The 13,865-nt window shown below is 43.1% G+C and carries 12 protein-coding genes; 8 read left to right on the forward strand and 4 right to left on the reverse strand.

Translation table 11 applies throughout. The features are described from left to right. Positions 1-20: 20 nt before the first annotated feature. Positions 21-527: a DUF2062 domain-containing protein gene (locus ACYVGZ_RS00740; RefSeq protein ID WP_460749799.1), complete on the reverse strand. Its 507-nt coding sequence runs from the start codon at positions 525-527 to the stop codon at positions 21-23. Positions 528-556: 29 nt separating this feature from the next. On the opposite strand from ACYVGZ_RS00740, the gene ACYVGZ_RS00745 reads away from it, so the two are divergent. The 8 genes from ACYVGZ_RS00745 to murI are packed head-to-tail and all read left to right on the forward strand — an operon-like array spanning position 557 to position 7,067. Then, positions 557-2,434, forward strand: a complete 1,878-nt coding sequence (locus tag ACYVGZ_RS00745; protein ID WP_460749802.1) for a ComEC/Rec2 family competence protein — start codon at positions 557-559, stop codon at positions 2,432-2,434. Between the two features lie 24 nt (positions 2,435-2,458). Further along, positions 2,459-3,085, forward strand: a complete 627-nt coding sequence (locus ACYVGZ_RS00750) for a MotA/TolQ/ExbB proton channel family protein (protein WP_460749806.1) — start codon at positions 2,459-2,461, stop codon at positions 3,083-3,085. Between the two features lie 2 nt (positions 3,086-3,087). Continuing rightward, on the forward strand, positions 3,088-3,510 hold the full coding sequence (locus ACYVGZ_RS00755) for an ExbD/TolR family protein (RefSeq protein WP_460749808.1): 423 nt from the start codon (positions 3,088-3,090) through the stop codon (positions 3,508-3,510). After that, positions 3,507-4,544 carry a tetraacyldisaccharide 4'-kinase gene (lpxK, locus tag ACYVGZ_RS00760; protein ID WP_460749810.1) on the forward strand — a complete coding sequence of 346 codons (1,038 nt, stop codon included), beginning with the start codon at positions 3,507-3,509 and terminating at the stop codon, positions 4,542-4,544. The genes ACYVGZ_RS00755 and lpxK overlap by 4 nt, the downstream gene beginning before the upstream one ends. After that, positions 4,537-4,734 (forward strand): Trm112 family protein, encoded by a 198-nt coding sequence (locus ACYVGZ_RS00765; RefSeq protein ID WP_460749813.1) that lies wholly within the window; start codon positions 4,537-4,539, stop codon positions 4,732-4,734. Before lpxK ends, ACYVGZ_RS00765 begins: the two co-directional genes overlap by 8 nt. Beyond that, positions 4,731-5,201 carry a low molecular weight protein-tyrosine-phosphatase gene (locus ACYVGZ_RS00770; RefSeq protein ID WP_460749816.1) on the forward strand — a complete coding sequence of 157 codons (471 nt, stop codon included), beginning with the start codon at positions 4,731-4,733 and terminating at the stop codon, positions 5,199-5,201. Before ACYVGZ_RS00765 ends, ACYVGZ_RS00770 begins: the two co-directional genes overlap by 4 nt. Further along, entirely contained in the window at positions 5,194-6,255 is a 1,062-nt protein-coding gene (gene murB / locus ACYVGZ_RS00775) for a UDP-N-acetylmuramate dehydrogenase (RefSeq protein ID WP_460749819.1), read from the forward strand. Before ACYVGZ_RS00770 ends, murB begins: the two co-directional genes overlap by 8 nt. Continuing rightward, the gene (gene murI / locus ACYVGZ_RS00780) at positions 6,252-7,067 is read left to right on the forward strand and encodes a glutamate racemase (RefSeq protein ID WP_460749822.1); all 816 of its coding nucleotides are present in this window, start codon (positions 6,252-6,254) and stop codon (positions 7,065-7,067) included. Before murB ends, murI begins: the two co-directional genes overlap by 4 nt. Before the next feature lie 3 nt (positions 7,068-7,070). Here the strand turns inward: murI and ACYVGZ_RS00785 are convergent, their stop codons facing one another. The 3 genes from ACYVGZ_RS00785 to rne all read right to left on the reverse strand — a co-directional run bounded on the left by ACYVGZ_RS00785 (position 7,071) and on the right by rne (position 13,469). Then, positions 7,071-8,342, reverse strand: coding sequence for a response regulator (locus tag ACYVGZ_RS00785; protein ID WP_460749824.1), 1,272 nt, complete (start codon positions 8,340-8,342; stop codon positions 7,071-7,073). 187 nt (positions 8,343-8,529) lie between these two features. Then, the gene (locus tag ACYVGZ_RS00790) at positions 8,530-10,179 is read right to left on the reverse strand and encodes a SulP family inorganic anion transporter (protein ID WP_460749827.1); all 1,650 of its coding nucleotides are present in this window, start codon (positions 10,177-10,179) and stop codon (positions 8,530-8,532) included. 128 nt (positions 10,180-10,307) lie between these two features. Then, a complete protein-coding gene (rne, locus tag ACYVGZ_RS00795; protein ID WP_460749829.1) occupies positions 10,308-13,469 on the reverse strand; it encodes a ribonuclease E in 3,162 nt (1,053 codons plus the stop codon). Between the last annotated feature and the right edge of the window lie 396 nt (positions 13,470-13,865).

Here is a 13,865-nt window from a genome sequence, read left to right on the forward strand (position 1 = left end):
AGCATGCCTAATAGGCATGCTTATTTTTGTCGTCTTTCTTTCCAGCGTTTGATTACATGCATGCGCCACATTACATGAATAGCAAAGTAAGCAATGAGTGAGGCTACAATGGCTGTTACAAAGGACCCTACGTAGAGGGGAAGCCAAATGTGTTCTATCTTATCCCATATCCATTCTATAGACAGGTGGAAGTGTTTTTTGCCACGCTCGCCTAGAATTAACGTACCAACCTTATAGTTAAAGAAGAAAACAAATGGCATGGTAAGAGGGTTTGTTATCCAAACTAAGGCCAAAGACAAGGGGATGTTGGCTTTGAGTGGAATTGCAAGCAAAGCCGCCGCCAGCATTTGTAATGGCATTGGAATGATTGCCCAAAATACGCCATTTAAAAAAGCCCTAGCAACGGATTTACGGTTTAAGTGCCAAAGATTGGCCTCGTAAATTTGTTCCCCTAAGATTTTTAAGACACGATTTTGTTTTAATTTTTCTGGGTTAGGTGTCAGTTTTCTAAAGTAACGCTTCGGCATAAATACAGAACTTAAGACAAGGAGGTCTTATGTTTTTGGCTAGTTTAATGATATTGGTAAGCAGTGTGTTCATGCCTAGCCAATGGATGGCTGGACATTTTACGCTGATCGCTTTCCTGTGTCTCTATCATTTGTTTAGAAAACAATATATTCACTTAAATATCTTATGTATTTCTCTCATTTCGCTCTTAGTGAATGAAAAAAACCATTCTCTTGAAAACTGTGTGGATCTAACTCTAGGCCAAACCGTCCAATTGAGTGTGAAATTTGATACGTTTGTTTTAAAGGATGGGACAAACAACCCCTTATGTGCTTCTGGTGTTGGGGCTCAAGTGGATCTTGTGCTTCAAAATAAGTCCGGGCTAATCGCTCAAGTGAGTTCCCTTATGGTGCCAGTGAACGAGTCTGAAGTAACACTAGATGGACGAATTACACGTACTTTATATCCTAATGTTTGGGGGAACTGGTGGCAAAAAAAACTTTTTTTTGAAAAGAAAGCCGCGCAGTTTTGGGTTGAGGTAAGTACAGGTTCTCAGCTTGTCGATTCATACTCGAAAAGTGATGGGGCAGAGCGTGATGATCGTTTAGATAATGCCTTAAAACACTATAGCAGTTGGCGGTTTAGTAAAGCCTTATTATTTGGAAATAAGGTTGGTTGGTCCGATAAAGATATCTGGATTATTAGGGTATTAGGCTTGTCTCATGTGTTTGTGGTCTCAGGTCTACATGCGGGTTTTGTATACATTATTGCTGTACTAATCAGTAAGGTTATTTGGATGGTCCTACCAGCGGGGTTATTAGAGGTAGGCGTTACTCGACTTCATTTAACATTACTTATCAGTACGGTGTTACTGGCTTGTTACGGGGCTGTAACAAATTGGGGGGAACCCGTTATACGCGCCAGTTTAATGTTATTTTGTTTTCAGTTGTCCCGTTTGGCACTGATTCACCTGACGGCTCTAGGGGTGTTGCAGTTTGTTTTATGGCTTATTTTACTTTTTAACCCTCATCTAATTGTCAAACCCAGTCTTTGGCTTTCTTTCAGTATGGTCTTCATATTGTGTTTGTTTTTGACGACGGCGCTTAATTGGCAAAAACTGGTTTTAGTTCAGTGTATGTTAAGCGTCGCATCATTGGTATTGATACAGGGTTGGCAAGAAGAAATAAGTTACTTATCGGCAGTGGTAAACATGCTGGTCGTGCCCCTAACGGCTTTTGTTTGGTTTCCAGTAGGGCTAGCCTCTGTGATAGAGGTTTATATCAGTAATACAGATTATCTGTATTTCGTATTAGACCAGTTGATTGTTAAGGTTTGGTGGTGTCTAGAGTGGTTAGCTCTGAGCGCTCCATTGCTGCCTCTCAATATAAACTTTGATGCCGGCATGAATAAAATGATCATGCTCATTTTACTGTTTTTTTGGCTCGCCCAGACTCCCCTTAGACGGGGCTTTATAGCCCTTGGTTTTATCCTGTTCAGTTTGGTTGATTTTGGCAAGGTACCAAAAGAGCTTATGTTTGTTCATAAGCATAATGAGCTGGTGGTATTTGATCAGGGGAAATTAATTTGGTCGAGTCGATGGCGAACAAGTTTGCCAGCAAGTCGCCTGGGGTTGAATTCTTCTCTGGTTGTTGGGGTGGGAAGCTCAAAAGAGTGGAGCAGTTCAGAACTATTAAAGCATAGGGTTAATTGGTTGGTTTTGTCTAAAAAACCAACCCACAATGAAGAGAAAAAATTGAACGCATTAAAGGTGCATTGGTTGTTATTAGAAGCCAATCAACGTCTGATTTTTAACCTGAATTCGCCAGGGGAATATTGGCTTTATCATAGTGGCTGTGTTTTTACCTTTTTCCTCACAAAATCTGACACTTGCAGACGTGTAGAAACATTAGAGAATATGTTAAATTAAGGAAAATTTTTTCAGGAGAAGCAGGTGTTAACTTTTATTCAAACAGGTGGCGTATTTATGTGGCCACTATTAGCTTGTTCGATCATTGCATTAGCTATTATCCTAGAACGATTCTGGACATTGCGTAAAGCAAGAATAGCACCGACAGGTTTACTGAATGAAGTCATGACTCGCTTAAGAGACGATCGTATGAATGTAGAGTACATTCGATCAATGCAAAACAGTGCGGGGTTACCCTCTGTTTTTGCGGTAGGTTTGTTAAATTCAAAACATGGTCGCAGTGTTATGAAAGAGAGTATCGAAGAAGCCGCCAGTCATGTGATTCATGAACTGGAACGTTTCATGAGTACTCTGGGTACAATTGCCGCTATTGCCCCTTTGGTTGGTTTACTGGGCACAGTGGTGGGTATGATAAAAGTATTCTCTGTGCTTATGGAAAACGGTGCGGGTAACACAGCGTTACTTGCTGGTGGTATTTCAGAAGCCTTGTTGACAACCGCTGCAGGATTGGCAGTCGCCATACCTGCCTTAATTTTTCACCGCTTCTTTATTCGCCGTATCGACGAAATGGTTGTCACAATGGAGCAGCAATCAACTAAGTTGGTTGATTTATTGCACAGTGATAGCCGTAGTAACACTGCTGGAGCTTAATCGTGAAGTTTCGCCGTCAAAAAATTGAAGATGTGCAAATTAACTTAACACCTTTAATTGATGTGGTTTTTCTGCTGTTAATTTTTTTCATGGTCAGTACGACGTTTAACCAAAGTACAGAGTTGACCATAGATTTGCCTAACGCATCAAACTCTGCGCCAGCAACTCGGGACATAGATAAGGTCGAGATTGTCATTACCAGTGATGGTCAATTTGTAATTAATGGTCAAACGTTAATTAATGAACAAGTGAATACACTGGTGGCGGGCTTAAAAGAGACCATGGAGGGTGATTATACGATTCCACTTATCATTACAGCAGACGCTAAATCCTCTTACGATATGGTGTTAAGAGTGTATGACGCTGCCGCTCAATTAGGCATTAACAAGCTGGCACATACTGCGAAACAGGAGCCCACAGAGTGATCATTGAGTCACTGTTTACTCGTTCCTGGTATGCTAAGTCAGGTTGGACTCAATGTTTGAAGCCGATATTGCCCCTTGTATCACACATAGTGAATAAAAAGCGTCAAAACTACTTAGATCATCCAGCTGATGCGTACAAAGCACCAGTACCTGTATTGGTAGTGGGCAATATTAGTGTGGGCGGTACAGGAAAATCCCCAATGGTGATTGCCCTATGTCGCTGGTTAACAAGCCTTGGCTATAAAATAGGTATTGTCTCTAGAGGTCATGGTGCAAAACTCAGCGCACCGACTTTCGTTACTACTAATAGCCACGCTAGTGAAGTGGGTGATGAGCCGGTCATGCTCGCCAGGCGAACAGCTTGCCCTTTGGTGGTATTTGCCAAACGTGACTTAGCGGTCAAGACATTATTGTCTGAATATAATCTAGACCTTATCATCTGCGACGATGGTATGCAGCATTACCGCTTAGCTCGGGATATCGAGATAGCCATGCTCGATGCAAAAAGAGGCTTGGGTAATGGTTACTTGCTACCCGTTGGCCCTTTGCGAGAGCCTAAAGAGCGTTTGGCCAGCGTTGATTATTTAGTGACCATTGGCGAGAGTCAGGCGAAGAGTTTAACAGAGCTCAATCTGCCAGTATTACGTTTTTCTCTAACCAGTAAACACCTCGTTTCACTTGATGAAAGTAAAGTGTTGAGTTTTCAAGAGGCTTTCAAAAGTAATCGTCAATGGCATTTGATGGCGGGTATTGGTAACCCAGAGAGATTCGTTGATACCCTGGCACATTATGGTTTGCAATCACCTTATACCCGCCAATGGTTTGGTGATCATCACGGCTACGATGTTAATGACTTTAATGAAACCAATGGCCCAATTTTAATGACTGAAAAAGACGCAGTGAAATGTAAACAATTGCCGCTAAATGATAAAGAAATTTGGTTTTTACCGATAGACTTGGCGCTATCAGAGTCTTTCAAGTCGTCCCTATTAGCTAAAATAAACTCCCTACAAGTTGGAATGAAGAATGAATAAAGCTCTATTGGATATCCTTGTATGCCCAGTTACTAAAGCCCCTTTAACACTAAGCCAAGACGGCACAGAGTTAGTCAGTAAAATGGCTGGGATGGCATACCCAGTTCGGGATGGCATTCCGGTATTGTTAGAGTCTGAAGCGCGCACCTTAACCACAGATGAAAGACTGAACGTGGACAGTGATAAATGAAAACAGTGCGTGTTTTGACGGTTTGTCTGGGAAACATTTGCCGCTCACCTGCCGCTCAAGGGATTCTACAAGCCGCTGCTGAAAAAACTAAGACAGTGGAGCTGTTCTTGGATTCAGCGGGTACTGCTGCCTATCATGTGGGAAATCCTCCGGACTCACGATCAATCCAAGCTTTACAAGACATAGGCATTAATATCGCCGCTCAAAAGGCTAGAAAAGTCTCTACACAAGACTTTTATGATAATGATTGGATTCTGGCCATGGATCAGCAAAATTTGTCTGACTTACAAGCCATACAACCTTCAGACGGCAGAGCAAATGTGGTTATGTTTGGTGACTTCTCCCCCAATGTAAACTTTGGTGAAGTGGCTGATCCATACTACGGCAAAGATAAGGAATTTGTTGTCATGAGAGAGCAGTTGCAAAGAATATCACACGCTTTCTTGGAACATATCGCCAATGAATAAGGTCAATATGTTGACAGAAGCGCCATTGGGTGTGGAACAGGGTGTCTCCTTGGCAGCTTACAACAGCTTTAGGTTTGACTATCAGGGGGAGTACGTTGCTAAAGCAACCAGCTTAACGCTACTTGCTGAATTGCTGCATTGGGCTCATAAGTTTAACTTGTCAATCACCATCATTGGTGGCGGCAGTAATTTACTCTTGTCGGGAGACGTATCTGGCCTTGTCATTATCAACCAATTAAGCGGGATCAGTTACCAGGAGTATGAGCACGATGCTATATTGCTGAATGTGGCTGGTGGCGAAAACTGGCATGCTCTGGTTGAGATGACAGTGAAAAAAGGTTGGTATGGTATAGAAAACCTTGCTCTGATTCCTGGTACTGCTGGTGCGGCACCAGTGCAAAACATTGGCGCATATGGTGTCGAAGTAAAAGACTGCTTAACTCGTATTCAGGTCATGGAGTCAAATACTCAAAAATTACGTTGGATTGACGCTAAAGATTGCGGTTTTGCATACCGTGATAGCCTTTTTAAAAGCCAATGGGGCAAGCAGTATGTCATCACGGCAATAGAGCTTAAGTTATCAAAGACGCCCAGCTTTAAGCTTCAATATGGCGGTTTAAGTGGCTGTATTGAGGGGGGGCCTACTCTGCAAAAGGTTTTTGATGCTGTTTGTCAGGTAAGGGCAAGTAAATTGCCGGACCCAAAAAAGTTAGCGAATGCGGGTAGTTTTTTTAAAAACCCCGTGGTCGATGCATCCACCCATGAACGTCTTGTGCAATTGTTTCCAGACCTTGTTGCTTTTCCTTTTGAAAAGGGCTTTAAACTGGCTGCGGGTTGGTTAATTGATCAAGCTGGCTGGAAAGGAATTGAATACAAAGGGGTGGGGGTCTATCCAAAACAAGCGTTGGTGCTGGTTAACTATCATGATAAGCAAGCAGATAATTTGTTGACGTTACAGGACAAGATTCAGTCGTCTGTAGCCACAAAATATGGTGTTGAGCTTGAACGAGAACCCATTAGATTGCCAAATGATAAAGAGGCGGTCCAACCATGAAGGTAGGTGTCATGGATTCAGGTGCTGGCGGCATTAGTATTTTGAATCGAATATTACGACAACACCCTTATTTATCATTGCATTATCTTGCTGATTCAGGCTTCGCTCCTTATGGAAATAAATCTAAAGCGGCCCTTGAAAATAGGTTAATAACGATAGGTCGTTATTTCGAATCTGTGCAGGTTAAGGCCATTGTTGTGGCTTGTAACACAGCGACTGTAGCAGGCATTGATGTATTACGAGCAAATACCTACTTGCCCGTGATAGGAGTAGAGCCAGCAGTCAAGCCCGCCTGCAACGGATTATCAAACCGAGTAGTGGCTGTTTTAGCTACGCCTTTCACAGCACAAAGTGAACGTCTTGAAGAGCTTGTTACTTTGTGGCGTTCAGACTGCCAAGTTCACATTATAGGCCACCCAGACTTGGCTAATGGGATAGATAATTGGCCAAGCTCTCGTTCTGAGGTCGAGGCAATGGTCTGTGACATATGTAGCCAGCTAGTAGCTATTAAGGCCAATGCTTTAGTACTAGCTTGTACTCATTACCCGCTGGTGAAATTTTTATTTTCTCAGTATTTGTTATCGACTTGTGAAATAGTAGAACCGAGTCATGGTGTCTCGGCCCAGCTTTTAAGGCGTTTGCATCAAGGTTACCCTAATGAAATGCAAACTCTACTGGATACAAATACCCCTATTCAGGCTGAATTAGTGCTTGAGAGTACTGGAGAGCAATCTGAATTGAATTATTTGCAGCAATGGGTTGAAGATAAACAGAAAATAACAGCCTTACAGACAGTGGACATAGCGATCTAATGACTAGATCGCTTCAATCACTAACCCCAATTTCTTTTTCAAATTTAGCTCTTGTAAATGGTTTAGCCCTGTTGCGTCTCCTTCACGAATAAGGTTATCCCATTCGTGCCAGACTTTAACTGCATCCTCGTTTCTCTCGCATATCATCAGAAGCTGAACTTGTGCTCGATAAGAGTTTGAAAGGGCTGTTGGGTTTTTCTTGCTGATGGCACGAAGAGCCATAATGGCGCGTCTACATTTTTCATAAAGCTCTTGGTTTTTATTATCTTTATTGAGCAAGATCATCATGGTTCGAAGGTAGAGATAATAGATGTCTAAGGACTCGTCTTTTGCTGTCTTTCTCAACCTAAGCACTTTCAATAATGCGCTTTCGGCAGTGATCCAGTCTTTAAGTTTAATACTTAGCTTTGCTAAACGAGTGTGACGCTCAATCGATTTATCAGCAATAGTAACCAAGCTTACCAGTGTGTTTATGGCATCTTGATAAGCTTGTGTCCTTACTTGTGCTGTGGCTAAATGATCATAAGCAGACAAAAAGTGTGGGTTAAGCTCAATGGTTTGTTGGTAATAAGGTATTGCTTGCGCGTATTGCTCTAGTTGTTGGTAGCATAGTGCTAAATGGTAATTAGCCCACGCGTAGTCAGAGTGCTGTTCCGTGATGGCTTTATAGTGATCTAGCGCTTCATCAAACAGTTTACGTTTGACAAGGGATTCACCAATGATCTTCAAACAAAAAGTTGAATATTGAGGATGTTCAGTAAGAATGTCGCGGGCAAGAGACTCCATGGTTTCGTACTTGCTGTCAATACGAGCTTGATCGACGTCGACAAAGATGTTTTTCTGCAAGATGACTTTGTCTAATCTTTTCTTGAATACTTCCGTTTGAAAAGGTTTGATGAAGAGGCTGTCTGGTTCATAGTCAACCAAACTGACAACATTTGCATAGGCGGCATCTGCGGTGATCATGATAAATATAGAATGAAATTTTTCCCCATGGACTTGACGGGCAAACTCTAAGATATGTTGGCCATTTATACTGTCGCCAAGGTTAAAATCACAGAGTATCAAATCAAACTGAGTTTCTTTGATCATCTGTTTAGCAGAGGAACCTGAAGAGGCGCTTTCTATATTGCTAAAGCCCATTTCGATTAAAATGTTTTTTAGTAACATGCGAATATCAGACATATCGTCAACGATAAGTGCTTTAGCGCGAGTAACGTCGAACAATTGTATGCGATCTAATTGAGCGGATAAGTCAGTAGCTACATCAGACATGGCCGTTCTCCTTATGCATGTTTTAACACCGTTTAATGGTGATTAGCTTGAAGCTGGTATTTGGCTGTTCTAATACCCTCATAGGATAATGACTACATGACTATTTAACGGCAATAAATAAAAAAGATAAAGTAACTATTAGTAAGAAAGAGTTACCCCCTGCCTTTAAAATGCAGGGGGTAAGGTGTTATACCGGAAGGTTGTTAACGGCTTGAATTAAGGCGGACTTTCGTGATTCACAAAAGGCTTGATGGGGTATGCGTTGTAGAATGCCCAGTTTCTCAAGACGTTCAGTCGTTTGTCCATTAGGGCTGAATATATACACATCGCAGCCTGCCTCTAGGGCATCTTTTAGCGCGTTTTCTAAGGCCAAACTAACCGTTAGATCCATCATAGGAACGGCACTTAAGTCTAATACAACAGCTTGATAGTTATGGATATTATTATGATGCTTCGCAATGGCTTTGCTCACCCCAAAAATCATTGGGCCAGATAAATAGAAAACCAAAACACGGCCTTCGGCCCGATCCAGTAATTCCTTTTCTTCATCACTTAAAGATACATCGTCGTCTGCATCGCTGATGGCTTTAACGTTGCCAGACTGTAGGCGGCTAAGTTTCTCAATGGTAATAATATTGGCGATAAACACACCGATACCCACGGCAACCATAAGGTCAACGAAGACGGTTAAAGCCATGACGCCATACATTAAAATAGTAGGTGATAACGCAACCTTGTGAGCACGCTTCAGAAAACTCCAATCCAGAATGTTGATACCCACATAGAGTGCAATACCAGCAAGCACAGCCATTGGAATAGGGCTAGTAAGCTGTGAGGCGCCTAATACAACCAGTAGCAAAATTAACGCTCGGGTAATGCCAGCAAGTGGGGACTTTGCGCCGGATTGAATATTAACCACTGTCCCCATGGTGGCACCCGCACCTGGTAGGCCTCCTAATAAGCCAGAGGATAAATTCGCGATACCCTGTCCAATAAGTTCACGGTTAGAATCATGCTCTTTACGAGTTAAGCTATCAGCAATAACGGCAGTTAATAACGTATCAATGCAGCCTAGTGTGCCCAAAACCAGACCATCTATGATCATCTTGACCACAATTTCACTGCTAAAATGTGGAAAATGGATAGACGGTAAGCCAGAAGGAATTTCACCAATACGGCGAACGGCGTCTTGGTCAAAAATAATGATGGAAAGTAACGTAACCGCCACTAAAGCGACTAATTGAGGTGGGACATATTTGCGCCAATGCTTAGGAAGATAAAACAATACCCCAAGGGTGACTAGCCCTAAAAACAATTCAGAGAAATGAATGTTCATGATCAGGTGGGGTATGGCGGTTAACGTTCCTAAAACGCCGCCAGCGGGGGAAGGGTGGCCTAGGAAAGGTGCCAATTGCAATATAATAAGTATGACCCCGATGCCAGACATAAAACCAGAGATGACACTGTAAGGCATTAAGGTGATGTATTTGCCCAGTTTTAAATAACCCAAGGTAATTTGAAAAAGGCCTGCAATCATGACAACGGTAAAGGCCATGGCCAAGCCATGTTCTGGATAACTGGCCATCATGCTGGTTAAAACCGCCGTCATAATGACGGTCATAGGGCCGGTTGGTTCAGAAATTAGGGATGTTGAGCCACCAAAAAGTGCGGCAAAAAATCCAACTAATATGGCGCCCCATAAGCCTGCTTCTGCGCCAGCGCCAGAAGCCACACCAAAAGCCAATGCAAGGGGTAATGAAACAATGGCGGTTGTGACGCCGCCAAATAAATCTCCGACGAGAGTCCAGTCTTTGAAACGAGAGAAGTCAATTATCATGGTGAAAATAGCCTTATAGTTTCAGTGTTATAAAATATTTTAATGTAAGCGTAATAAGAAATACTAGCCTTTGATTACAAAAGAGCCCGCAATGAGCGGGCTCTTTTTTTAGTATACTGGATAAAAAATTATTCAGTATCAGCCGTTGGCTCCGCTTGGTTTGATGCCTGATCATGACGACCTAGACGAGGATCGTTTTTGACCCGACCTGTTGTGCGTCGGCGTTGACTCGCAGATTGTCGCTTTTCAAGTTGCTCTTGGCGTTGTTTTTCTTGTTGCTCAATAATGGCAGCAGGAAGAACAACAGGAGCCGTTGAAACGGTTTCTTGCTTAACTGCAGGCTTACCTCGACCACGGCGTGGTGTACGAACTTTACGCTGAGGTTTGGCTTGTGGCTCTTGCTCGGCTTGAGTTGCATTCTCGAGCTTAGGCTCTTCGGCTTCAGAATCTGCCTGCTGAGAATTCGCTTGTCGTGACGAGTGCTCATTAGTTTGTGCTTCTTCCACTTTTTCCTCGACAATTACAGCGTCAGCCGCGCTTGTCTCATCATTAAGTGGTTCAATAGCATCACTTGCAATAGGCGCTTCTTCTGCATCTTTATGAGTCGATGTTTGTTCCTCGGTTACCGAAGGTGTTGGCTCAACATCAGTGGTGTCCGTTTGTTGTTCGACTAAGTTTGTCGTTTCAGGAGCTTCAGCTTCAACTTTAGCTTCTTCCGTGACTTCTTCTGCTTGAACAGTGGTCGTATGAGTTGCTTCAGGAGTTTCAGGTTGATCTTGATCCGTATCAGAGTTGGAAGTCTCTTCCGTAGTGGTTTGAGCTACAGGTTCTGCTTCTGGAGCTTCAGCCACTGCTACTTGCTCTTCAGTTGCTTGTTTAGCTTCAGTAACCGCATTGTCTGCTTCTGCTACGACCGTCGAGTCTACCTGCTTAGTAACTGGTTCAGCAGTTACTGCATCAGAAATGCTTTGGTTGGTCTGCACAACTTGCTCTTGAACGTCAGATTTCGCTGTAGTGTCAACTTGTGCTTCCGTTACTGTTTGATCAGTATTGGCCTGAGCAGGGCGCTGACGAGAGCGACGAGAACGACGCGAGCGACGCTCACGAGGTTGATCGCTAGAGGGCTCAGAATCTTGCGTTGTGTTGTTCGCTTGCTCTACCTCTTGGCTTGCATCAAGCGCTTTTTGCTCTTGTAGTTTAGCCGCCTCATCGGCTTCAGATTTGAGCTTACCATTACGACGGCGATTTTCATTGCGGTCACGTTGACGCTCTTTAACCTCAGGTACCTTTTTCTCTTTCTTAGCGCGAGTTTCGGTTTTCTGGTTATCCTGCTTTTCTACAGACTCTTGCTTGTTGCGATTGTTGCGACGGTTCTTGTTGCCCGCTTGTGCTTCTTCGCGGCGAGATTGGCGTGTAGAGCGCTTGTTGTCTTGATTGTTATCATCGCGGTCTGCGTTCTGGTGTTTTACATTACGACGATTACGGTTGCCACGGTTGTTTTTATTACCCGATTTATTGTTGCGCTTATCTTGAGAGTTAGATTGTTTGTTCTTGCTCTCTTTTGTTTTCTGTTCTGTCTCTTTGGTTGAGCTATCGCCAAATAGGGCATTAAAAAGGCGAGTTAAAAGACCTGGCTTTTTCTGATTGCTGGCCTTCTGGGCCTCAGCTGGAGCCTGTGCCGGAGCAGGTGCTTTAGGTGCAATGCTGGTAACTGCAGCTTGTTGACGTACGTCTTCGCTGACCTGCCTTACTTGATATGGAGGCTGTTCTGGGGTTTCAACAAGGTTGTAGCTGTTATCGTTTTGGCTAATAACAGAGTTGTCATCACGAATTCGCTCCACCTCGAAGTGCGGTGTATCCATGTGCGGATTTGGTACTAAAATGATATGCACATCGTTACGGGCTTCGATTTTAGCAATGTTAGTACGCTTCTCATTGAGTAAGAAGGTAGCCACAGAAACAGGCAACACCGCACGAATTTGAGCGGTACGTTCTTTCGAGCACTCTTCCTCGATTAGGCGTAAAACAGATAATGCTAGGGATTCAACGTCACGAATAAAGCCTTGGCCATTACAGCGAGGACACACTTCGCCACTTGTTTCGCCTAAAGAAGGGCGCAAACGTTGGCGGGACATTTCGAGTAAGCCGAATCGAGAAATGCGACCTAATTGAACACGAGCACGATCCGCTTCTAAAGCATTTTTCATGCGATGTTCAACTTCTTTTTGATTGCGTACCGGCGTCATATCGATAAAGTCAATAACAACCAGGCCACCAATATCTCGAAGGCGCAGTTGGCGCGCAATTTCGTCAGCCGCTTCTAGGTTTGTTTGCAACGCAGTTTCTTCGATATCCCCACCCTTAGTTGCACGAGCGGAGTTAATATCAATTGAAACCAGTGCTTCAGTTGGGTCAATAACAATGGAACCACCAGACGGGAGTCTTACCTCACGTTGGAAGGCGGTTTCGATCTGTGTTTCAATTTGGAAGCGATTAAACAAAGGCGTAGAATCTGAGTATAGCTTGATGCGTGATTTGAAATGAGGCATGACCTGCATTACAAAGTTGATCGCATCTTGATAAGCTGACTTTTCATCGATTAGTACTTCACCAATGTCTTCACGTAAGTAATCGCGGATAGCACGGATTACAATGTTACTTTCTTGGTAAATCAAAAATGGCGCAGGCTTTTCAGAAGCAGCTTTGGTGATCGAATTCCATAAAGTATCAAGGTAATCTAAATCCCATTGAAGCTCTTCAGTGGAGCGGCCAACACCCGCCGTGCGAACAATAAGGCCACCGTTGTCAGGTGTTTTTAAGCCGGACATAGCTTCTTTTAGTTGAGAGCGGTCATCTCCATCAATACGGCGAGAAATACCGCCTGCACGAGGGTTGTTAGGCATTAGAACCAGATAGCGACCAGCTAAGCTTACAAAGGTAGTCAGTGCTGCACCCTTGTTTCCACGTTCTTCTTTGTCGACTTGAACAATGACTTCCTGACCTTCGCTTAAAACATCTTTTATGTTTATACGACCGTCATGGTTTGATTTTTTATTGAAGTAAGTTTTGGAAATTTCTTTTAGTGGAAGGAAACCGTGGCGGTCAGCACCATAATCAACAAATGCCGCTTCAAGGCTAGGCTCAATGCGTGTGATTCGGCCTTTATAAATGTTCGATTTTTTTTGTTCGCGAGAACCAGATTCAATATCAAGATCATACAAACGTTGACCATCGACAAGTGCAACGCGCAACTCTTCTTGTTGAGTCGCATTAATTAACATTCTAATCATTATAATTGTGAACTCTGTTAGCCGATTAGCACAATGGCTTATACAGAAAGGAACACCAGTTAGAGAGATTGCTTAGCAAAACAAGCAGCCATTCGTCTTTTTGGGCGAGTAGAATTCTCGATGCGCATTGATAAACGCATTGGTACGTTCGCTGCCGTTATTATTTCCAAATAGTTTCTTAACCATTCCTAACAAAATAGGGCTTATTGAAAGCCATAACCTGTTAAGCATTCCTTTCCCACAAGCGGAATTGTCCAAATCATGCGGATTAATATTTAAGATTAACTGTTACAGAGGTAAGATAGGTGTCCGAAGTGTCGCTTCGGCATATTCATTCATTTCTTTGCATCATATCTTCGAGGTGTTTTGTTGCCTCTTACCCTTTGCGAATGTGAA

Source organism: Marinomonas epiphytica, assembly GCF_054780655.1.

Bases quoted from the DNA above. Each gene is read 5' to 3' on its own strand.
- ACYVGZ_RS00785 (WP_460749824.1), bottom strand. From the start codon at position 8,342: ATGTCTGATGTAGCTACTGACTTATCCGCTCAATTAGATCGCATACAA.
- ACYVGZ_RS00790 (WP_460749827.1), bottom strand. From the start codon at position 10,179: ATGATAATTGACTTCTCTCGTTTCAAAGACTGGACTCTCGTCGGAGAT.
- rne (WP_460749829.1), bottom strand. From the start codon at position 13,469: ATGATTAGAATGTTAATTAATGCGACTCAACAAGAAGAGTTGCGCGTT.
- murB (WP_460749819.1), top strand. From the start codon at position 5,194: ATGAATAAGGTCAATATGTTGACAGAAGCGCCATTGGGTGTGGAACAG.
- murI (WP_460749822.1), top strand. From the start codon at position 6,252: ATGAAGGTAGGTGTCATGGATTCAGGTGCTGGCGGCATTAGTATTTTG.
- ACYVGZ_RS00740 (WP_460749799.1), bottom strand. From the start codon at position 527: ATGCCGAAGCGTTACTTTAGAAAACTGACACCTAACCCAGAAAAATTA.
- ACYVGZ_RS00765 (WP_460749813.1), top strand. From the start codon at position 4,537: ATGAATAAAGCTCTATTGGATATCCTTGTATGCCCAGTTACTAAAGCC.
- ACYVGZ_RS00770 (WP_460749816.1), top strand. From the start codon at position 4,731: ATGAAAACAGTGCGTGTTTTGACGGTTTGTCTGGGAAACATTTGCCGC.
- ACYVGZ_RS00745 (WP_460749802.1), top strand. From the start codon at position 557: ATGTTTTTGGCTAGTTTAATGATATTGGTAAGCAGTGTGTTCATGCCT.